Origin of the sequence: Pseudonocardia sp. 73-21, assembly GCF_001899645.1 — a bacterium.
Lineage (GTDB): Bacteria > Actinomycetota > Actinomycetes > Mycobacteriales > Pseudonocardiaceae > Pseudonocardia.
Map to the genome: position 1 here is coordinate 88791 of NZ_MKVV01000111.1, position 20660 is coordinate 109450.

The following is a 20660-nucleotide window of genomic DNA, read 5'->3' on the forward strand; positions in this document are numbered from 1 at the left end:
GCGTCCGCGCAGCGGTCGTCGCAAGATGCGTGTGTGTCCACAGCCACTCCCGCCCAGAGCGCTCCGGCGCAGCCCTCGTACGCCTCCGGAGTCTCCGACGTTCCCCTGCTCGGCGACACCATCGGCGACAACTTCGACCGCACCGTCGCCGCGTACCCCGACGGCGAGGCGATGGTGGAGATGCAGACGGGTCGGCGGTGGACCTGGTCGCAGCTGCAGGCCGACGTCGACACCGCCGCGCGCGGCCTGCTCGCCGCCGGGATGGCCAAGGGTGACCGGCTCGGGATCTGGGCTCCGAACCTCGCCGAGTGGACGATCACGCAGTACGCCACGGCCAAGATCGGCGTCATCCTGGTCACCGTCAACCCGGCCTACCGCACCCACGAGCTGGAGTACGTGCTCAACCAGGCCGGCATCTCGGTTCTGGTGGCGGCCACGAGCTTCAAGACATCCGACTACGCCGCGATGATCAAAGAGGTGCGGCCGAACTGCCCCGGTCTGCGCCAGGTGATCCTCATCGGCACCCCCGACTGGGACCAGCTCATGGCGTCCGGCACGACGGGTGACCTCGCCGCGGTGGGACGGGAGTTGGCCGCCGACGACCCCATCTGCATCCAGTACACCTCCGGCACCACGGGCTTCCCCAAGGGCGCCACGCTGAGCCACCACAACATCCTCAACAACGGCTACTTCGTGGGCCGGACCTGCGGCTACACCGACGTCGACCGCGTCTGCATCCCCGTGCCCTTCTACCACTGCTTCGGCATGGTGATGGGCAACCTGGCCTGCACCTCCAGCGGCGCGACGATGGTGATCCCCGGCCCCGGCTTCGAACCCAAGGCGACGCTGCACGCCGTCGCCGCCGAGCGGTGCACCTCGCTCTACGGCGTGCCGACGATGTTCATCGCGGAGCTCAACGACCCCACGTTCCCCGACTACGACCTGTCGTCGCTGCGCACGGGCATCATGGCCGGCTCCCCGTGCCCGGTGGAGATCATGAAGCAGGCCGTGGACCGGATGGGCATGTCCGAGGTGACGATCTGCTACGGCATGACCGAGACCTCGCCCGTCTCCACCCAGACCCGCGCCGACGACTCCCTGGAGCGCCGCGTCTCCACCGTCGGGCGGGTGCTGCCGCACCTGGAGGTCAAGGTCGTCGACCCCGAGACCGGCCTCACGCTGCCCCGCGGCGAACCCGGCGAGCTCTGCACCCGCGGCTACTCGGTGATGCTCGGCTACTGGGAGGAGCCGCAGAAGACGGCCGACGTCATCGACCGCGCCCGCTGGATGCACACCGGCGACATCGGGATCATGGACAGCGAGGGCTACCTCAACATCACCGGCCGCATCAAGGACATGGTGATCCGCGGCGGCGAGAACGTGTACCCCCGCGAGATCGAGGAGTTCCTCTACTCCCACCCCGACATCCTCGACGCCCAGGTCATCGGCGTGCCGGACGCCAAGTACGGCGAGGAGCTGTGCGTGTGGGTCACCCTGCGCGACGGCGCCGAGCCGCTGACGGCCGAGAAGGTCAAGGAGTTCGCCAGCGGCAAGCTGGCCCACTACAAGATCCCGCGCTACGTGATGGTGGTGGACGAGTTCCCCATGACGGTGACGGGGAAGGTCCGCAAGGTGGAGATGCGCGAGCGGAGCGTGGAGATGCTGGATCTCGGCGACGCGGCGGCGGTGAAGAACGCCTGAGCGCGAACACGGCTGACGCGAGCGCGAGCCCTCGTTCCCGGCGGTGGCTCGAGCTGCGGGCCCTGCCGGACCGGCGCCCACGATGTGCTGCCGGAGAGCACTGCCACCGGCGGGCGCTCTCCCGGCCGTGCTCCACCCACCGCATCGACCCACCTGGTCTTTGGTCGTGCATCCACCACCCCTACGGGACTAAGCTGGTCCCAGCGCGTCCCGGTGTCGCTCGGCGAGCCGATCAGCAGTATGCGGCGAACCAGATACCAGGGCGCGTTTGTCGTGCGGTCCTCACCGTGCGCGAAACGATCGAAGATGAAGGTGAAGACGGTGCCGAGCGGCAGGGTCAAGTGGTACGACGCCGACAAGGGGTTCGGCTTCCTCGCGCAGGACGGCGGCGAGGACGTCTACGTCCGGAAGGCGGCACTGCCCGCGGGCGTGGAGTCGTTGAAGCAGGGCCAGCGCGTCGAGTTCGGTATGGCCGAGGGACGGCGGGGCCCGCAGGCGCTGTCGGTGCGTCTGATCGAAGCACCTCCGTCCGCGGTCGAGGGCACGCGCCGGCCCGCCGAGGATCTGCACAGCCTCATCGAGGACATGATCAGGCTGCTCGAGGACAAGGTGCAGCCCGACCTCCGTCGCGGCCGCTACCCCGACCGCAAGGCGTCGAAGCTGGCCGCCGAGGTCGTCCGCGCCGTGGCCCGCGACCTCGACGGCTGATCGACTACTGGGCCTTCGTCGTCAGCACCCAGCTCGCCCGGATGGGGAACTCCAGCTCTCCCGTCTGCGGGTTGGCCTGCGGCGGGGGCCCGTACTGCTGCACCTGCGCGGCCAGCAGCCGGTCGGTGGCCCCCGGGAGCTGCAGGCTGTAGGTCTTCTGCGCGTTCACGTTGAACACGGGGCTGCGGCCGTCGGTCTGCGCGCCCTTGCCGTCGCGGTAGCTGAACACCACCTGCCACGGCGTCGACGAGATCTCCTCGGGCACGTCGATCTGCAACGGCGTGCCCACCGGCACCGCCAGCTCGACGGGGGCGCCGGCGTCGGAGTTGCAGTGGGTCAGGTCGATGTCGCAGTACTGCGTCGGCTTCGCGACGACGCTCGTGGCGCCGGCCGTGAAGGTGACGTCCGGGTGTGGCGTGGATCCGCTGCACCCCGCCACCAGGAGAGCGGCGGCCAGTACGGGAAGCAGTCGGCGGAGCACCCGATCAGCCTACGGAGACGGTGTCAGGTCCCGGTGCGGACGGTGGTCGCGTCGCCGGAGCGGCCGCGCGGGCCCAGGAACGGCAGCAGGGTGTGACCCCGGCTGATCAGCACCGTCTGCAGGGCAGGCAGCGCCACCGCTACGGCGACGACGGTGAACCCCAGCCAGTACGTGTCGTGCGGGAGCAGGACGCCCAGCGCGCCGCCGAACACCCACGCGAGCTGCAGGACCGTCTCCGACCGCCCGAACGCCGACGCGCGCGACTCCTCCGGGAGGTCGCGCTGGATCACCGCGTCCAGGCAGACCTTGGCCAGCGCGCTGACCGTGGCTCCCACGAGCCCGACCGCCGCGGCCGTGGCGATGCCCGGCAGGACCGCGGCCAGCACGGCGACGGCCACGGCCAGCGTGACCGCGATGACGATCATCAGATCGGAGTTGGCGATGAAGCGCGGACGGGAACCGGCCGCGTTGCCGGCGAACGAACCCACCCCCGCCGCCGCGCCCACGATGCCGATGAGGAACAGCTGGTGGGCGGCGTCCATGCCGGGTTCGCTCTTGACGACGAACGCCACGAACAGCGTGAGGAACCCCGTGAGCACACGGATGGAGCCGTTGCCCCACAGCGCGAGGACCACCCCGCGCCCCATGGGCCGGCGTCTGCCCCGGCGCGTGCTGCGCAGCTGGGCCGGGACCTCGCCGGCGGTGGACTCCACCCACCTCGGGATGCGCAGGCACAGCAGGAACCCGGCGACCGCCAGCGCGGCGGTGAAGATCAGCGCGCCCGGTGAGTCGAACAGGTAGGCGACCCCGGCCGTGATGCCGCCGAACACCCCGCCCGCCACCAACCCGAACGTGGTGAGCCGCGAGTTGGTGGTGACGAGCGTGATGGTGGGTGGCAGGACCCGCGGCGTGACCGCCGCCTTGAGCACGACGAACGACTTGCTCAGCACCAGCGTGCCCAGCGCGGCCGGGTAGAGCAGCCACGTGTGGTAGTTGAACGCCATCACCACCGCGAGCACGGCGCGCCCGGCGAACGAGACGGCGAGCGCGGCGCGCCGACCGCGCTGCAGCCGGTCGAGCAGCGGGCCGATCACCGGCGCGACCACGGCGAACGGTGCCGCGGTGATCGCCAGGTAGAGCGCGACGTTGGTGATGCTCTCGGCCTTGGCCGCGGCGAAGAACAGCGTGTTGGCCAGCGCGACGGCCACCGCGGCGTCGACCGCGTAGGTCATCATCGTGGCGTAGGTGAGTGCGGTGAGCCCGGAGCGGTCGGCGCCGTCGGCCGTGGCGGCGCGCTGGAACGCCCGGATGCCGTTGCCGGCGAGCTCCCGGCTGCGCATCGCGGCCACGCGCGTGACGGTGACCTTGCGCGGCATCTGCGGGGTGGGCCGCTCGTCGGGCCGCGGTTCCTCGGTGACGGGCGGCGGTCCGGCCGCCGACCACGGCACCTCGTCGCGGGCGTCCGGGGGAGGCGTCCAGGGCTGGGGCGGCGGGGTGCGGCGGTGGGCCGCGGGGTCGTAGTCGGGGTCGTCGTGCCACGGGTAGCGCCGACGTGGGGCGTACGGGTCCTGCGGCGGCTCGACGGGCATCGGCCGCGGCGGCTGCGGCGGCGGGGAGCCGTCGACGGTGGCCCACTTCCGCCGCACGCGGAGCCCGCGTCGGGGTTCGGGTTTCTCGGGTCGGGCCACGACGTCCATTCTGTCTGATGGGTACCGCCGCCGACACGGGTTCGGGCACACACGCCGGGCGGCTCCCCGGATCGTGCCGACTCGCGCACCCGAAACCGCCGACTCGCGCGCGGGAAACCGCCGACTCGCGGGTCAGGGGGTGAGGCGGACCCGGAATGTCGTCGGCCAGAACTTGCCCGTCAGCAGGTACTCGCCGTCGCCCACCGCCGCGATGCCGTTGAGGACGTCCGTGTTCGCCCGCTGCTCGGGGGTCAGCAGGCCGGACGCGTCGACGAGCGCCGTGACGCGGCCGGTGGCGGGGTCGATGCGCACGATCCGGTCGGTCTTCCAGACGTTGGCCCAGACCTGGCCACCGCTGCAGTCGAGCTCGTTCAGGTCGTCCACCGGCTGCCCGTCGAGCGTGACGGCCACCGAGCCGGTCGGGGCGAACGTGGTGGGGTCCTGGAAGTGCAGCTCGGCGGTGCCGTCGCTGCGGACCAAACGCGTGCCGTCGAAGCAGAGGCCCCAGCCCTCGTCGTCGAGAGGGAGCTGTCGCACCAGCGCGAGGGTGGCGCGGTCCCACTCCAGCACCGTCCGGTCCTGGTAGGTGAGCTGCCAGACGCGGTCGCCCACCACCGAGAGGCCCTCGCCGAACAGCTGCCCCGGCAGCGGCACGGCGCGACGGACGGCGCCGGTGGACGGGTCCAGCTCACGCAGCTGCGACTTCCCCGCGAGCCCCGTGCTCTCCCAGAGCACGCCCCGGTCCACCTCGAAACCCTCGGTGAACGCCGACGTGTCGTGCGGGATCTCGGCCAGCACCTGCGGACGCAGGACCGGCACCGTCGACGGCGGCGCGGCCGCCCCGCAGCCCGCCATGGCGAGCACCAGCGCACCGGCCAGCGCGCGCCCGAAGGTCATGGCCCGCAGGGTGGCACAATCCCCAGGGTGAACACCGTCGACCCGCCCGCCCTCCTCGTGGACGCGGTGGCCCTCGCGCGCGCCGCCGCCGTGGAGGAGGCCACCGCCGACCTCGGATCCGACCTGGCCGCCACGGCCGTCGGTGCGCACATCGAGGCGGTCGAGGAAGACCCCGGCGCCGTCACGCACTACTTCGAGGCCACCCAGGGCGGCTACCGAGGGTGGCGCTGGTCGGTCACGCTGTCCAGCGGCGGGGTCGACGCGCCGGCCACCGTCAGCGAGGTCGTGCTGCTGCCCGGCCCCGACGCGCTCGTCGCGCCCGCGTGGCTGCCGTGGGACGAGCGGATCCGGCCCGGTGACCTGGGCGTCGGCGACCTGCTGCCCCCGCCCGAGGGTGACGAGCGCCTGGTGCCCGCCTACGTCGCGTCCGACGATCCCGCGGTCGAGGACGTCGCGGTCGAGATCGGGCTGGGCCGGGAGAAGGTGCTCTCCCGGCTCGGCCGCGAGGAAGCCGCCCAGCGCTGGCACGACGGCCCGCACGGCCCCGGAGCGGACATGGCCCGCGCCGCCCCCGGCCAGTGCGGCACCTGCGGCTTCTTCCTGTCGCTCGCCGGTTCGCTGCGGGGCTCGTTCGGCGTCTGCGGCAACGAGTACGCCCCGGCCGACGGCGCCGTCGTCGAGGTCGGGTTCGGCTGCGGCGCCCACTCCGACGTGCAGGTCGAGGTCACCTCGCCGGTCGCCGTCGCGGAGCTGGTCTACGACGACGGGGTGGATCTCGAGGTCGCCGAGCCGGCCGCCGCCCCCGACCAGGAGTGACCGACCCCTTCGGCACGGAGGCACTGCGCACCGCCGTCCTCGACGCGTGGGCCGCCTCGCCCACCCGGTTCCGCGAGGACGCCAACGCCGAGGAGGACCTGCGCCTCGGCGGCTACGCCGACGCCTGGTTCGTCGAGCTGGCCCAGAACGCCGCCGACGTGTCGGACGGCGCCGGGCGGTTGCGCGTCCGCGTGACCGACGGGGAGCTGCGCGTCGCCAACACCGGCACGCCGCTGACCCCGGCCGGCGTCGCGGCGCTGGCCTCCCTGCGCGCGTCGGCGAAACGGGACGACGCGGGCTCGGTCGGCCGGTTCGGCGTCGGGTTCGCGGCGGTGCTGGCCGTGTCCGACGCGCCGCGCGTGGTGAGCACGACGGGCGCGGTCGCGTTCTCGGCGGCGCGCACGGTGGAGGCGGTCGGGGCGATGGCGGGTCCGGCCGCCGAGCTGGCCCGCCGCGACGAGCCCCCGGTGCTGCGGCTGGTCTGGCCGGTGGACGAGGAGCCCCCGGCGACCTACGCCACGGAGGTCCGGCTTCCGCTGCGCCCGTCGGCCGCCGTCGCCGCCCTGCTGGAGCACGCCCGCACCACCGCCCCCGACCTGCTGCTGGCGCTGCCCGGGCTCGTCGAGATCGACCTCGACGGCACGGTCCTGCGCCGCACCGAGGACGCCGGCGTGGTGCGGATCGGTGTGCAGAGCTGGCGGGTCGCGCGCCGCACCGGCCTCCTCGACGCCGCCACGCACGATGCCGCCGCCGAGCAGCGCGACCGGCGCGCATGGTCGGTCACGTGGGCGCTGCCGCTCGACGCCCCGCTTCCCGACGACGAGGTCGCCCACGCCCCGACGGCCACGGGGGAGCGCCTGAACCTGCCGGCCCGGCTGATCGCGACGCTGCCCCTGGAGCCCGACCGGCGCCGCGTCCGCAAGGGCCCGGCCACCGAACAGGTCCTCGACGCCGCGGCGGCCACCTATCTCGACCTGGTCCGCGCCACCGCCCCCGCCGACCGGCTCGCGCTGGTGCCCGAGCCCGGCTTCCCGCGCTCCGAGCTCGACGGCCGGCTGCGTGACCTCCTGATCCACGCCCTGCGGGGCGCGGCCTGGCTGCCCGCGGCGGGCGGCGGGGAGCTGGCACCCGGCCGTGCGGAATGGCTGGACCTGCCCGGTGACCGTCTTCCGGGGCTGCTCGCCGAAGCCGGCGGGTTCGAGCGGTTGCTCGCCCCGCCGGTCGTGCCCACCCCGCTCGCCGAGCTGGGCGCCCACCGCCTCGGCGCGGCCGAGCTCGTGGAGCGGTTGTTCGGGGTCGACCGCCCGCCGTCGTGGTGGCGCACCCTCTACGGCGAGCTGGAGCCGCTCGTCGAGACCGTCCCCGGCCTCGTCGACGACCTGCGCGCCCTGCCCGTGCCGCTCGCCGGGGGACGCACCGCGTCCGGCCCGGCCACGGCGCTGCTGCCCGTCGGGGACGACCACGGTCTCGCGGAGCTGGGGCTCACCGGCCTGCACATCGCCGACCCCGACGCCGTGCACCCGCTGCTGCGCCGGCTCGGCGCCACCGACGCCGACGCGTCCGCGCTGCTGGAGCACCCGGCGCTCGCCGACGCCGTCGACCGCTCCGTGGACGACGCCGACGCCGGCCTCGACACGGCGTCGCTGGCCGAGGCGGTGCTCGCACTGGTCGGCGAGCTCGGCAGCGCCCCCGCAGCGCTCGCCGCCCTGGCGCTCCCGGACGACGAGGGCCGCCCGTCGCGCGCCGACGAGCTCGTCCTGCCCGACGCGGCCGTGCGGCCCCTGCTCGCCGCGGACAGTCCGATGGGCGTGCTCGACGCGTCCTGGGCGGAGCGGTTCCCGCGTCCGGTGCTGACGGCGGTCGGCGTGCTCGACGGGTTCGCGCTGGTGGTCGACGAGGCGCCGGTCGGCCCCGACCACGACCTCGACGACGAGGAGCGCTGGTGGGACACCCTCGACGCCCCGCCCGCCCGGCTCGTGGCCGTCCGCGACCTGGACCTCGTCGACGACGACGCCTGGCCCGACGCGCTGGCCCTGCTCGCCGCCGACCGCGACACCCGCGCGGCGGTCACCGCCCCGGCCTCGTACACGGCATGGTGGCTCGCGCGGCACGCCCGCCTGGACGGCCACCGCCCCGGCCACTGGCGCCTCCCGTCCGCCGAGACCCTGGCGGCGCTCTACGACGCCGTTCCGCGAGTCGGGGTCTGCGTGCGACCGAGTCGCGAGATCGATGACAACTTCCTCACCGCCGTCGGCGTCCGGGCCGGCCTGCGCATCGCCGACGCCCGCGCCGCCGACGACCTGCTCGCCCGCCTCGCCGACCCGGCCCGCCGGCCCGCCGCCGCGCTCGTCGCCGACGCGCACGTCGCGCTGGCCGACGCGGTGGCCGCCGGCCGCGTCGACGCCGCCGATCTCGACCTGCCCGAGCACGTCCGCGCCCTGGACGGCAGCGTCGCCCACGTCGACGTCGCGATGGTGCTGGACGCCCCGTGGCCGGCGGCGGTGCTCCCGGCGAACGACCTGGTGATCGGCGGCGACCCGGTCGCGCTGGCCGAGCTGCTCGACCTGCCGTCGGCCACCGAGGTGGTGGCCGCCGACGTGCACGGCGAGGGTTCGTTCACGGCCTGGGCCGAGCTGGGCGAGGTCGTCGTGGCGTGTCACACGTTGGGCATCAGGGTGCCGCCCGGTGGGTTCCAGCACCACGACGAGCTGTGGGTGACGGTCACGAGACCCGTGACCGGCCGGTTCCGCGTCCCGACCTGGGTCGACGCGCAGGGCCGGTGGCACGCCGAGGACCCCCTGCGGGCCCTGCTCGGGCTGCTCGCCGCCGAGGAGGTTGACAGGTGAACCACCCCCTGCGCGTGCTACACAGGGAACCGTGAGCGTCCACAGCATCGGGGCGGTGCGGAACCCTCCCCGACGGGTCTGTCTGCTGACCGTCCACACCTCCCCCCTCGAGCAGCCGGGTACCGGTGACGCCGGGGGCATGAACGTCTACATCGAGCAGACCGCCCGACGCATGGCCCAGCGCGGCGTCGAGGTCGAGATCTTCACGCGCGCCACGTCGTCGGAGCAGGCACCGGTGGCCGAGCTGACCCCCGGTGTGCTCGTCCGGCACGTCGCCGCGGGCCCGTTCGAGGGGCTCGGGAAGAACGACCTGCCCAGCCAGCTCTGCGCGTTCACCGCGGGTGTCCTGCGCACCGAGGCGCGCCACGAGCCCGGCTACTACGACGTCGTGCACTCCCACTACTGGCTCTCGGGTCAGGTCGGCTGGCTCGCCCGCGACCGCTGGGGCGTGCCGCTGGTGCACAGCGCCCACACGCTCGCGCGCGTCAAGAACATCGCGCTCGCCGAGGGCGACACCCCCGAGCCGGTGGTGCGCGTGATCGGCGAGGACCAGGTGGTGGCCGAGGCCGACCGCCTCGTCGCCAACACCGACGAGGAGGCCCGCCAGCTCGTCGACCTCTACGGCGCCGACCCCGGAAGGATCGCGACCATCCCTCCGGGCGTCGACCTGGAGCGGTTCACGCCGGGTGACCGGGCGGCCTCCCGGTGTGCGCTGGAGCTGGCCCCCGACGCCGTGGTGTTCGCGTTCGTCGGCCGGATCCAGCCCCTGAAGGCTCCCGACGTGCTGTTGCGCGCCGCGGCCGAGATGCTCGTGCGCGACCCCGGTCTCCGCTCCCGGCTCGTCGTGCTGGTGGCGGGGGGTCCGTCCGGTAGCGGGCTCGCCGAGCCCACGGCGCTGCAGGAGCTCGCCGGGTCGCTGGGCATCTCCGACGTCGTGCGCTTCCTGCCGCCGCAGGGCGGCCAGGGCCTCGTCGACGTCTACCGCGCGGCCGACGTCGTCGCCGTCCCGAGCCACAACGAGTCGTTCGGGCTCGTCGCGCTGGAGGCCCAGGCCGTCGGCACGCCCGTGGTCGCGGCGCGCGTCGGCGGGCTGCCCGTCGCGGTGGCCGACGGCCGGTCCGGGCTGCTGGTGCCCGGCCACGGTGCCGGTGTCTGGGCCGACGCGCTGCGCGCGGCGCTGGCCCGCCGCGACGAGCTGGGCCGCGGCGCGGTCACGCACGCCCGCCGCTTCTCCTGGGACCGCACCGCCGACGCCCTGCTCGACACCTACGCCGTCGCGGCGGGGGAGTTCGCCGACCGGCAGGCCGTCGACGTGCCGTCCCCCGTGGCCGCGGGGATGATCCGGGGATGAAGACCGAAGAGCAGGTGGACGGGATCGTCGCGGCGGCGCTGGCGGAGATGGAGGTCGACCACCACCGGCGCGAGCCGGGCCAGTTCCTCGTCACGCTGCCCGGCACCAACCGGCTGCAGACCCACTGCTGGCTCGTGGTGCGCGACCACTCCCTGTTCGTCCAGGCCTTCGTCTGTCGTCAGCCTGACGAGAACCACGAGGGCGTGTACCGGTTCCTGCTGCAGCGCAACGCCCGGCTCTACGGCGTGCACTACACGCTCGACCGGATCGGTGACATCCACCTCGTCGGCCGGATGGCGCTGGATTCCGTCACGCCCGACGAGATCGACCGGGTTCTCGGCCAGGCCCTCGAGGCCGCCGACGGCGACTTCAACACCCTGCTGGAGCTGGGCTTCGCGAGCTCCATCCGCCGCGAGTACGCCTGGCGCTCCGAGCGGGGCGAGTCGCTGGCCAACCTGAAGGCCTTCGAGCACCTCTTCACCTGATCGTGACCCTGCGGGGCCAACCCCGTCGGGGCTCCGGTCCGTCCTCTCCCCGACCCCGGGCGCACCGGGGACGAGGAGGCGATGACGGTGCGGATCACGAGGCCGGTTCTGGCCGGGGTGGTGGCGGGTGCGGTGCTCCTCGCGGGGGCGGTGGCCTGCACGGCCGGTGGGGGCGATGGTGCGGCGTCCACGTCCACGTCCACGTCCGCGTCCTCGTCGGAACCGGCCCAGGGCGCGGTCCCGGACGCGGCCCGTGCGGCGGCGCCCGCCGCACCCGCGCAGGCGCCCGACCGGCCGATCAGCACCGAGCGGTCGCTGGTGCGCACCGCGCAGCTCTCCCTCGACGTCGACGACCCGGTGGTCGCGACCCGGAAGGTGCGCGCGGCCGTCGCCGGCATCGGCGGCACCGTCACCCAGGAGCAGTCCGGCGACGACACCAGCCGGCTGACGCTGCGGGTGCCCGCGGCCGCGCTCGACAGGCTGATCGAGGACGTCGCGGCGTTCGGACACGCCACCGCGCGGTCCGCCCAGGTCGTCGACGCGACGGACCAGGTGATCGACCTGGGTGCACGGGTCGCGAGTCAGCAGGCCAGCGTGGTGCGGGTGCGCACGCTGCTCGACCAGGCGAGGTCGATCGGCGACATCGTCTCGATCGAGTCCGAGCTCTCCCGCCGTGAGGCCGACCTCGACTCCCTCACCGGTCGCCTCGCCGCGCTGAAGGACCAGGTGGCGCTGTCCACCCTGACCGTCGACCTCACCCGGGTCGCGACGCCCCCGGTGCAGGCGTCCCGGAGCTCGGGGTTCCTCGCCGGTCTCGGTAGCGGGTGGGACGGGCTGAAGGCGCTCGGGTCGGCCACGGGAGCGGTGGTCGGGTTCCTGCTCCCGTTCCTGCCGGTGCTGGCCCTGCTCGCCGGGATCGGCTGGTGCGGCCGCCGGGTGCTGCGCAACCGCCGTGGGGCGGAGCGGCCCGGGATCTGAGGGGGAGTCATGAACTCGGGCCACTCCGCTCGAACCACCTCAGGGACGCCCGATCGGGGGGTACCGGACGGACCTGGGCGCCGGGCACGGCGAGGAGACGCCGTTCCCGGACCGACCGGGCGGGTGGGGCCCGCCGACGGTAGGTGACGGCCACCCTGACAGCCCGTCAGTGATCGAACAACCCTTTCGAGCTAACCCGTTCGGGTAATTCAGCCGGAGTCCTGCTGAAGTTGTGGTCGACATAACATGGGTGATCAGTCCGGCTCGGCCATTCGCAAGGGAGCGCCCACATGCCCGTCCGCAGCCCGTACCCCGACGTCGAGATCGCCGAGGTCCCGCTGTTCGACTTCCTGTTCGGCGACTTCGGTGACCGTGCCGACTCCCCGGCGTTCCTCGACGGTGGGAGCGGGGTCGCCATCACGTTCCGTGAGCTCAAGGGCATGGTCGAGAAGATCGCGGCCGCGCTCGTGGAGCGCGGGATCGTCGCCGGCGACGTCGTCGGCATCCTCTCGCCCAACACGCCGTACTACGCCGCGGTCTTCCACGGCATCCTGCGCGCCAACGCGATCGTCACGAGCGCCAACTCGCTCTACACCGCGGGCGAGCTGGCCCACCAGCTCACCGACTCGGGCGCCAAGCTCCTGTTCACCGTCTCCCCGTTCCTCGAGACCGCCCGCAAGGCCGTGGCCGAGGCGGGTATGGCCGCCGACTCGATCATCGTGCTGGACAGCGCCGACGGCGTGACGTCGCTGGCGGACCTGCTGGCCACCATCGCCTCGCCGCCCGCGCAGACCGTCGGCGCGCACGACACCGCGGTGCTGCCGTACTCGTCGGGCACCACGGGCCGGGCCAAGGGCGTGATCCTCACGCACCGCAACCTGGTGGCGAACCTGCAGCAGATCGCCGCGATGAGCGGCCACGTCACCCAGGGCACCAAGATCCTCGCGGTGCTGCCGTTCTTCCACATCTACGGCATGACCGTGATGATGAACCAGGGCCTGCACCGGCGCGCCACCGTCGTCACGATGCCGAAGTTCGACCTCGTCGAGTTCCTGCGGATCGTCTCCGAGTACCAGGTCGACCGGATCTACATCGCGCCGCCGGTGGCCGTCGCCCTGGCCAAGCACCCGATCGTCGACTCCTACGACCTGTCGTGCATCGACATCATCTTCTCCGGCGCCGCCCCGCTCGACGCCGAGCTCGGGCACGCGATGGGCAAGCGCCTGAACGCCACGGTCCTGCAGGGCTACGGCATGACGGAGCTGTCACCGGTGAGCCACTGCATGCCCGACGACCGCCCCGACATCGACCTCAACTCGTCGGGCTTCGCCCTGCCCAACATCGTCTGCAAGCTGGTGGACCCGGACACCGGCCAGGAGGTGGGCCCCGGCGGGCGCGGCGAGCTGTGGGTCAAGGGTCCCAACGTGATGAGCGGCTACCTCAACAACCCCGAGGCCACCGCGATCACGCTGGACGACGAGGGCTACCTGCACACCGGTGACGTCGCCGAGGTCACCTCGGACGGTGTCTTCTCGATCGTCGACCGCGTCAAGGAGCTGATCAAGTACAAGGGATACCAGGTGCCGCCGGCCGAGCTGGAGGCGCTGCTGCTCACCCACGACAAGGTGGCCGACGTGGCCGTCATCGGGGTGAAGGACGCCGAGGGCGAGGAGGTGCCCAAGGCGTTCGTGGTGCGGCAGGAGTCCGGCGCCGACCTCACGGCCGAGGACGTCATGACGTTCGTGGCCGAGCGGATCGCCCCGCACAAGAAGATCCGGGTCGTGGAGTTCATCGACCAGATCCCGAAGTCGGCCAGTGGCAAGATCCTGCGCAAGGACCTCCGCGCCCGCGAAGCGGCCCGGAGCTAGGGCCGCCGACGACACCGATGAGTTCGTGACGTGCTGCGGGTCGTATCCGTTATGAGTGGTACGGGTGCCCTCCTGGGCAAGGTGGTCGTGAACCGGGCGATGTCGTTGGACGGCTTCATCGCCGGCCCCGACAACGCGATGGACTGGGTGATCGAGTACTTCAGGGACGACCCGTTCCCCGAGGTCATGGAGGCCACCGGCGCCATGCTCGTCGGCCGGGGCACCTACGAGGTCGCCAGGCGGATGCCCCCTCCGGGGGACGACGGCTACGACGGGGGACCGGTGTTCGTCCTGACGCACCGGCCGCCCGACGAGCCGGAGCAGGGCGTCACGTTCCTCACCTGCGACCTCGCGGAGGCCATCGCCACGGCGCGCGCCGCCGCGGGCGGGAAGAACCTGGAGATCCTCGGTGCCGACGTGGCCGGTCAGTGCCTGCAGCGGGGGCTCGTCGACGAGGTCCTGGTGTACGTGCTGCCCGTGCTCCTCGGGGACGGCGTGCGCTTCTCGCCCCCGGGCCTCGGCCGGATCGACCTGGAACCGTTCAGCACCACGCAGTCGGGTCTCGTGACGATGCTGCGCTTCCGCGTGCGGAGGTAGGCCGCGGTGTCGTTGTGACCGGTGAAGCGTCGCGTCGGAGGGGACCTGGCCGGGATCCCCGCGGCGGTTGGTGATCACCGTGGTCCCGTGGCGTTCCCCTTACCGTCCGGCAACCGTCTCCGGTGCGGCGGCCCGGTCTCCGCACCCACTGTCCATGTGACGTTCACGGCAACGGCCGCTCGCCTCCGAGGGGGACGTCGCCGCGTTCGAGGGGTCGGTGCGCAGCCATCGCGGCCTCGTCTGGGTAGAGCAGCGACTGTTGGGCTGTCGGCGGCCCGGAGCGGTCCCGGGTGAGCAGGCAGACGACGGCCGCGAGAGCCGGCCCCGGTGCGCGAGGGGCAGCGCCTGACGACCCGCCGGCGGCTGGGCGATCGACCGTGCCGAGCTGCTCGACACGCCCTGCTGCACCACGCCCGGGTTCCCCGTCACGGAGCAGGACCGTCGGCGCCCGTGAGCGTCCGGGCGGCCGCGGAGTCGGCCGCCGAGCCGGCGTCGAGGTGGGCCGTCGTCCATCGGGTCCGGGGGTGCTCGCGGGCGTCGTGCTGCGTGCGCACCCACCGCGCCGCGTCCACCGCCCGCCCGTGCAGCGACGGTTCCCGCTGGTGCGGGGAGTCGGCGGCCCACAGCCCGCGCCCGTCGTCGATCTGGGGCCAGACCGTGCCGATCGCGGCCCGGTCGCCGCAGGCCGCCTGCGGGCAGCGGATGGCCAGCGCCGGGGAGTCGGGGCCGGGTCGGCCCGGGTCCGCCGCCCGGTACCGGGGCAGGGGCTGCCAGGCGCCGTCGCGGAACACCTCCGCGCCGTCCCCGATCCTCCGTACCGAACCCGGGCGGGGTGCCGTCCGCGGCAGCAGTCGACGCAGCAGGGCCACGATCCACTGCTGCACGGCGATCCGGCCCCCTCGACTGGTCCCGGGGAGCGCCCGCTCCCCGGGACCAGTGTGCGTCCCTACAGGTACGGGCGCGTGATCATCTCGAGCCCGTACCCGGACGAGGGGTCCTTGAAGGAGACGCCGCGACCGCCGTGCTCCGTGTTGGTCTCGCCGGGTCGTCGCATCTGCGGATCGGCCCAGTGCACGATGCCGCGGTCACGGAGCCGCCGGTAGGCCCGGTCGAACAGCTCGTCGTCCACGAGGAACGCGTAGTGCTGCATCTGGATCTCCCGCGTCGAGCTGGACCTTCGTGAACGGGCCCTAGGAGGGCGCCTCGGCGAGTTCGAACAGCTCGCGGGAGAAGGCGGCGGACGCCTGGCGGTCCCGGGTGGCGATGATCGTGTGGTTGAAGGTGACGGGCACGGCCATCACTCTGGTCGCTGCCGCTCGCTCCGCCCCAGCACGGTGACGGCCGCGCCGGCGACAGCGTGGAGGCGGGATGCGCCGCGCGGGCCCCTCGGCATACGGTGTAGAGATGTCACAGCCGGGGCCGGTGCGGTCCACCACTCTGGACGAGCAGCTGTGCTTCGCGCTCTACACCGCCTCGCGCGCGATGACGAGCTGCTACCGGCCGATGCTGGACACGCTGGGCATCACCTATCCGCAGTACCTGGTGATGCTGGTGCTGTGGGAGCGGGGTGACACCCCCGTCACGGGCATCGGGCACGCGCTGCAGCTGGAGACGGGCACGCTGTCGCCGCTGCTCAAGAGGCTCGAGGCCACCGGCCTGGTCACCCGCACGCGCCAGACGGGCGACGAGCGCTCGGTGCTGGTAGCGCTCACAGCGGAGGGGCGTGCGCTGGAGGCCCGCTCCGTCGCGGTCCAGAACCACGTCGGCGGGGCCACCGGCATGACCCGCGCGGAGATCGACGAGCTGCGCGCCACGCTGCACGAGCTCACGGGCCGCCTGCGTACCACGGGTGAGCGCTGATCCCCCGTGACCGCACGGACGCTCGACCGGCTCGGCGCACAACCGCTCTGGGAACAGCTGCTCGCCGACCTCCGACACCGCCTCGACCTCGACGAGTTCGCCGAGGCCTTTCCCGGTGAGCTCGCGCTCGTGGCCGAGTACGGAGTCAGCCGGCACACGGTGCGCGAGGCGGTCCGGCGGCTGCGCGACGAGGGTCTGGTGATCGCCGGCCGCGGGCGTACCCCGCGCCGGGCCGAGCCCGCCTCCATCGAGCAACCGCTCGGCGAGGCCTACAGCCTCTTCACCGCCGTCGAGGCCACCGGGCAGGTGCAGCGCAGCGTCGTACGCACCCTCGACGTCCGGGCCGACGGGGTGGTCGCCGCCCGGCTGGGCCTGGAGGAGTCGACCCCGCTGGTGCACCTCGAACGGCTCCGCCTGGCCGACTCCGACCCGCTGGCCGTCGACCGCGTCTGGTTGCCGGAGAGGCTGGCCGCGCCGCTGCTGGAGGTCGACTTCGGTCGCACCGCGCTCTACGCCGAGTACGCCGCGCGCTGCGGGGTCCGGGTCACCGGGGGCAGCGAGCGCATCCGCGCCGTGGTGCCGGACGCGTCGCAGCGCATGCTGCTCGGGATCGGCGAGGGGGTGGCCGCGCTCGCGATCGACCGGCTCGGGTGCTCGGGCGACCAGCCCGTCGAGTGGCGCCAGACGCTCGTGCGCGCCGACCGGTTCAGCGTCACGGCCCGGTTCTCCACGCGCGACGGGTACCGGGTGGACGGCGCCTAACCGGGCAGTGCCAGGTGGATCCGCACCACCGTGCCGTCCCGGCGTCGGTGCACGCGCACCAGGTCGCACAGCTGGTGCACCGCGTAGAGCCCGTGCCCGGCCTCGTGCGGCTCGGGCGGACGGCGTCCGGCCAGTGGATCGGTGATGCGCCCGCCGTCCTGCACCTGGCAGACGACGTGCCCGTCGGCCGTCCAGATGGTGAGCAGCCCGGACCCGCCGGCGTGCAGCAACGTGTTGACCACCAGCTCCTGCACGGCCGAGCGCAGGTCGGCGATCCGCTCGGGCCGCATACCCTTGCGCTCGGCGTAGGAGTGGACGAACCGGCGGGCGGTGCCGGGACCGGTGGACGGACCGATCACCAGCACGTCGGCCTCCGGCGGCGCAGGCGTCAGCGGCCGGTCGAACCAGGCGGCCACCGCCAGTGGATCGGTGTAGCCGGGGCTCTCCCAGCGCTCGCCGCCCGAGTTGAGCGTCGGGTGGGTGCGGGTGGCATCGGTCAGCACCGACCGGTCGAGCCGCCGGACGTCGTAGGGGCACAGGACGTACGCGGACGTGTCCGCCAGCGCCACGTTGATCAGCGCCTCGTGCTCCGCGCACGCCGGGTACTCGTCGCCGCTGCGGCCCGCCCAGATCGGCTCTCCGATGATCCGGACCGGACGCTCCCCGTGCTCGGCGACGAACGCCCGGAGCACCCCGCCGATGATCCGTCCGGGATTGCGCCCGGCCGCCCCCATGTCGGCGGTGCGCACCCGCGCGGACTCGGTGGCGTTGAGGGCCGAGCGCACGAGCCCCAGACCGGGCTGGGGAACGGCGACGAGCACCGGCTCGGCGCTGTCGAGGCCGTCGCGGATGAAGGCGAGCAGGCCGGCCCGGTAGCTGGCCGCGTCGGTGTAGAAGAGCGCGTCGTGCCGGAACGGTGGAGCGTCAACACTCACGGAGGAGGTCTCCCGTCGGAGGTGGCGCCGGTCACACTACCTCTCCGAAGGGAGAGGTGGTGCAGGCGGACGGCCCAACTCCGGGATGATCAGACCGACACGCCGACGCCGCCCCGCGTCCCGGCGCCGTAGCGCGCGATCTCGGCCTCGATGTCGAGGGGCAGGGTGGTCATCGCGACGTCGGACGGGATCAGGTCGGCGGGCACCAGCCAGCTGACCTCGAACTCGATGCCGTCGGGATCGCGGGCGTACAGGGCCTTGGTGGTGCCGTGGTCCGACGCCCCGGCGAGGGCTCCGTGCTCGCGCAGCACGCCGGCGATGCGGCGGAGCTCGGCGAGGGTGTCGACCTCCCAGGCGAGGTGGTAGAGCCCGACCGTCGTGCGTCCGGCCTGCGTGTCGCCCGCACCGGCGCCCATCGCGAACAGGCCCAGGTCGTGGTCGTTCGTGGAGCCCTCGGCCTGCAGGAACGCGGCGCGGCCCGGCATGCCGGCGACGACGCGGAACCCGAGCGCGTCGGAGTAGAAGGCGACGCTGCGGTCGACGTCGCGGACGTAGAGCACGGCGTGGTTGAGGCGCTGGACCGGCATGGTGACTCCTGATTGTTGAATGCTAAAGCTTTACGGTAGAGCAGAACGCATGAAAGTTCAAATGTCCTCCCGTACGATGGGGGATGTGGACGGAACGAACGAGCGGTGGCTCACTCCCGACGAGCTCGACGCCTGGATGCACTACGTGGCCACGTCCACGCTGCTCGAGTCCGCCCTCGACCGTCAGCTGCAGCGCGACTCCGGGATGCCCCACGCGTACTACCAGATCCTCGCGATGCTCTCGGAGGTCCCGAACCGCACACTGCGCATGAGCGACCTCGCCGCGGTCACGCAGAGCTCGCAGAGCCGGCTCTCCCACGCGGTCAGCCGGCTGGAGCGCAACGGCTGGGTGCAGCGCATGCCCTGCGCCGACGACCGGCGCAGCACGCTCGCGCACCTGACCGAGGCCGGTTTCACCGCGCTCGCCGCGGCCGCGCCCGGCCACGTGCGCACCGTGCGTGAGCACCTGTTCGACAAGCTCACCTGCGAGCAGGTCGGCCAGCTGCGCGCGATCCTGTCCACCGTCCTGTCCGGGCTGGCGGAGGAGGGCGGCCCGGTACCGATGCCGGGCGTCGCGGCGCGGCAGGACGCCCCCGCATGATCGTGGCTGGCGTCGGCTCGGCCGGTGAGCGATCATCGCCGTGGTGAGCCGCCTGCTGCTGCCCCTCGTGACGGTCCTCGCGCTCGCCCTCGCCGCGTGCGGCACCACCGTCACCGGAACGCCTGCGCCGCTCCCGGCCCCGTCGGGCGTCGCGGCGCCGAGCGTCGACCCGGTCCCTGCCGGTGACCGGTTCTCCGACGCCGAGGGGCGCTTCACGATCGCGCCGCCGAAGGGATGGAAGGCCGACACCAGCGGGGCTCAGAACACGGCCGTCGTGTTCGTGGCCCCCACGCCGACCCGCACGGCGGCCGGCAGCTTCAGCGCGAACATCAACGTGCTCGTCGTGCCGTCGAACGCCGACCTGCCCGCCACGGTCGTCGGTGCCCGCAACGAGCTCCGCGGCCTCACCGGCTACACCTCCACCGTCGACGAGGACGCCGCCCTGTTCGGCGGCACGCAGGCCCACCTGCTCGGTGGCACGTTCACCGACACGAAGTCCGGGCTCGAGCTGCGCAACCTGCAGCTGTTCGCGGTGCAGGGCGGCTCCACCACCGTCGTCACGGGCACGGCGGCCGCGCAGGGCTGGGACGCCTACGCGTCGGTGTTCGACATGGCGTTGCGCACGCTGACGGTCGGTGGCTGAGCGGCGGCTGGCAGAGTTGCCGCCATGGGAACCCTGGTGCTGCTGCGACACGGCCAGAGCGTGTGGAACGCCGAGAACCTGTTCACCGGATGGGTGGACGTGCCCCTCTCCGAGACGGGCGAGCAGGAGGCCCGCCGCGGCGGCGCGCTCCTCGAGGAGCAGGGGGTGCTGCCCGACGTGGTGCACACGTCACTGCTGCGTCGCGCGATCTCCACCGCCAACCTCGCCCTCGACGCCTGCGACCGGCACTGGATCCCGGTGAAGCGCTCCTTCAGGCTCAACGAGCGCCACTACGGCGCGCTGCAGGGCAAGAACAAGAAGCAGACGCTCGACGAGTTCGGCGAGGAGCAGTTCATGCTCTGGCGCCGCTCGTACGACACGCCGCCGCCGCCCATCGAGGCCGGGTCGGAGTTCGCCCAGGACGGTGATCCCCGCTACGCCGGCATCGACCCGCTGCCCGCCACCGAGTGCCTCGCCGACGTCGTGAAGCGGTTCGTCCCGTACTGGGAGTCGGCGGTCGTGCCGGACCTGCAGGCCGGCAAGGTCGTGCTGCTCGCCGCCCACGGCAACTCGCTGCGCGCGCTCGTCAAGCACCTCGACGGGATCTCCGACGACGACATCGCCGGCCTCAACATCCCCACCGGCATCCCGCTGCGCTACGACCTCGACGAGTCGTTCCGGCCTGTCGTGCCGGGTGGCACCTACCTCGACCCGGACGCCGCCGCCGAGGCCGCTGCGGCGGTGGCGAACCAGGGCCGGTGAACGTCGTGTGAACGGCGGCGGAAATGTACTGATCCGGAACGTCGCCAGCATCACGACCGGGACCGTGAACTGGCCTTGAGGTGGGTGTTGCTGC

General features: G+C 73.2%; 20 protein-coding genes and 1 pseudogene. 14 read left to right on the forward strand and 7 right to left on the reverse strand.

The features are described 5' to 3' along the window. Positions 1 to 33 precede the first annotated feature (33 nt). Together BGP03_RS35220 and BGP03_RS35225 are read left to right on the forward strand one after the other, a co-directional pair. The gene (locus BGP03_RS35220) at positions 34 to 1701 is read left to right on the forward strand and encodes an AMP-binding protein (RefSeq protein WP_298801021.1); all 1668 of its coding nucleotides are present in this window, start codon (positions 34 to 36) and stop codon (positions 1699 to 1701) included. A 321-nt stretch (positions 1702 to 2022) separates the two neighbouring features. After that, positions 2023 to 2409: a cold-shock protein gene (locus BGP03_RS35225; RefSeq protein WP_296373093.1), complete on the forward strand. Its 387-nt coding sequence runs from the start codon at positions 2023 to 2025 to the stop codon at positions 2407 to 2409. Positions 2410 to 2413: 4 nt separating this feature from the next. Here BGP03_RS35225 and BGP03_RS35230 read toward each other — a convergent pair whose 3' ends face one another. The 3 genes from BGP03_RS35230 to BGP03_RS35240 form a co-directional block, all read right to left on the reverse strand. Beyond that, positions 2414 to 2890 (reverse strand): DUF2771 family protein, encoded by a 477-nt coding sequence (locus BGP03_RS35230; protein ID WP_296373095.1) that lies wholly within the window; start codon positions 2888 to 2890, stop codon positions 2414 to 2416. A 23-nt stretch (positions 2891 to 2913) separates the two neighbouring features. Further along, positions 2914 to 4578 (reverse strand): MFS transporter, encoded by a 1665-nt coding sequence (locus BGP03_RS35235; protein ID WP_296373097.1) that lies wholly within the window; start codon positions 4576 to 4578, stop codon positions 2914 to 2916. A gap of 132 nt (positions 4579 to 4710) precedes the next feature. Beyond that, positions 4711 to 5475, reverse strand: coding sequence for a glutaminyl-peptide cyclotransferase (locus BGP03_RS35240; protein ID WP_296373099.1), 765 nt, complete (start codon positions 5473 to 5475; stop codon positions 4711 to 4713). Positions 5476 to 5502: 27 nt separating this feature from the next. Between BGP03_RS35240 and BGP03_RS35245 the strand changes: the two genes are divergently transcribed. The 7 genes from BGP03_RS35245 (at position 5503) to BGP03_RS35275 (ending at position 14416) form a co-directional block, all read left to right on the forward strand. Then, positions 5503 to 6291 (forward strand): DUF3027 domain-containing protein, encoded by a 789-nt coding sequence (locus BGP03_RS35245; protein ID WP_298801020.1) that lies wholly within the window; start codon positions 5503 to 5505, stop codon positions 6289 to 6291. Then, positions 6288 to 9137, forward strand: coding sequence for a hypothetical protein (locus BGP03_RS35250; RefSeq protein ID WP_296373102.1), 2850 nt, complete (start codon positions 6288 to 6290; stop codon positions 9135 to 9137). The genes BGP03_RS35245 and BGP03_RS35250 overlap by 4 nt, the downstream gene beginning before the upstream one ends. 31 nt (positions 9138 to 9168) lie before the next feature. Then, positions 9169 to 10488 carry a D-inositol-3-phosphate glycosyltransferase gene (gene mshA, locus BGP03_RS35255; RefSeq protein WP_298801019.1) on the forward strand — a complete coding sequence of 440 codons (1320 nt, stop codon included), beginning with the start codon at positions 9169 to 9171 and terminating at the stop codon, positions 10486 to 10488. Beyond that, the gene (locus BGP03_RS35260; RefSeq protein ID WP_296373107.1) at positions 10485 to 10973 is read left to right on the forward strand and encodes a YbjN domain-containing protein; all 489 of its coding nucleotides are present in this window, start codon (positions 10485 to 10487) and stop codon (positions 10971 to 10973) included. Before mshA ends, BGP03_RS35260 begins: the two co-directional genes overlap by 4 nt. 81 nt (positions 10974 to 11054) lie before the next feature. Further along, positions 11055 to 11951 carry a DUF4349 domain-containing protein gene (locus tag BGP03_RS35265; RefSeq protein ID WP_298801018.1) on the forward strand — a complete coding sequence of 299 codons (897 nt, stop codon included), beginning with the start codon at positions 11055 to 11057 and terminating at the stop codon, positions 11949 to 11951. Positions 11952 to 12241: 290 nt separating this feature from the next. Beyond that, positions 12242 to 13819: an AMP-binding protein gene (locus BGP03_RS35270; RefSeq protein ID WP_298801016.1), complete on the forward strand. Its 1578-nt coding sequence runs from the start codon at positions 12242 to 12244 to the stop codon at positions 13817 to 13819. Positions 13820 to 13870: 51 nt separating this feature from the next. Next, positions 13871 to 14416 carry a dihydrofolate reductase family protein gene (locus BGP03_RS35275; protein WP_296373111.1) on the forward strand — a complete coding sequence of 182 codons (546 nt, stop codon included), beginning with the start codon at positions 13871 to 13873 and terminating at the stop codon, positions 14414 to 14416. A 425-nt stretch (positions 14417 to 14841) separates the two neighbouring features. On the opposite strand, the gene BGP03_RS35280 is transcribed toward BGP03_RS35275, so the two are convergent. Both BGP03_RS35280 and BGP03_RS35285 read right to left on the reverse strand, forming a co-directional pair. Then, positions 14842 to 15300: a hypothetical protein gene (locus BGP03_RS35280; protein ID WP_296373112.1), complete on the reverse strand. Its 459-nt coding sequence runs from the start codon at positions 15298 to 15300 to the stop codon at positions 14842 to 14844. A gap of 62 nt (positions 15301 to 15362) precedes the next feature. Beyond that, positions 15363 to 15708 (reverse strand): annotated as a pseudogene (locus BGP03_RS35285) (VOC family protein). Positions 15709 to 15820: 112 nt separating this feature from the next. Here BGP03_RS35285 and BGP03_RS35290 point away from each other — a divergent pair. Then, positions 15821 to 16276, forward strand: coding sequence for a MarR family transcriptional regulator (locus BGP03_RS35290; protein WP_296373114.1), 456 nt, complete (start codon positions 15821 to 15823; stop codon positions 16274 to 16276). Between the two features lie 6 nt (positions 16277 to 16282). Then, a complete protein-coding gene (locus BGP03_RS35295) occupies positions 16283 to 17038 on the forward strand; it encodes a GntR family transcriptional regulator (RefSeq protein WP_296373117.1) in 756 nt (251 codons plus the stop codon). Here BGP03_RS35295 and BGP03_RS35300 read toward each other — a convergent pair. Both BGP03_RS35300 and BGP03_RS35305 read right to left on the reverse strand, forming a co-directional pair. Next, entirely contained in the window at positions 17035 to 17973 is a 939-nt protein-coding gene (locus BGP03_RS35300; RefSeq protein WP_298801015.1) for a sensor histidine kinase, read from the reverse strand. The two genes, BGP03_RS35295 and BGP03_RS35300, sit on opposite strands and share 4 nt — an antisense overlap. Positions 17974 to 18062: 89 nt before the next feature. After that, a complete protein-coding gene (locus tag BGP03_RS35305) occupies positions 18063 to 18560 on the reverse strand; it encodes a VOC family protein (RefSeq protein WP_296373121.1) in 498 nt (165 codons plus the stop codon). A 76-nt stretch (positions 18561 to 18636) separates the two neighbouring features. Here BGP03_RS35305 and BGP03_RS35310 point away from each other — a divergent pair, with 76 nt between their 5' ends. The 3 genes from BGP03_RS35310 to BGP03_RS35320 are packed head-to-tail and all read left to right on the forward strand — an operon-like array spanning position 18637 to position 20566. Next, positions 18637 to 19161 (forward strand): MarR family transcriptional regulator, encoded by a 525-nt coding sequence (locus BGP03_RS35310; protein WP_296373123.1) that lies wholly within the window; start codon positions 18637 to 18639, stop codon positions 19159 to 19161. A 43-nt stretch (positions 19162 to 19204) separates the two neighbouring features. Further along, positions 19205 to 19804: an LpqN/LpqT family lipoprotein gene (locus tag BGP03_RS35315; protein ID WP_296373125.1), complete on the forward strand. Its 600-nt coding sequence runs from the start codon at positions 19205 to 19207 to the stop codon at positions 19802 to 19804. Positions 19805 to 19828: 24 nt separating this feature from the next. Beyond that, complete coding sequence (locus BGP03_RS35320) at positions 19829 to 20566, forward strand: phosphoglyceromutase (protein WP_296373127.1); 738 nt, start codon at positions 19829 to 19831, stop codon at positions 20564 to 20566. The last annotated feature ends 94 nt before the right edge of the window (positions 20567 to 20660 follow it).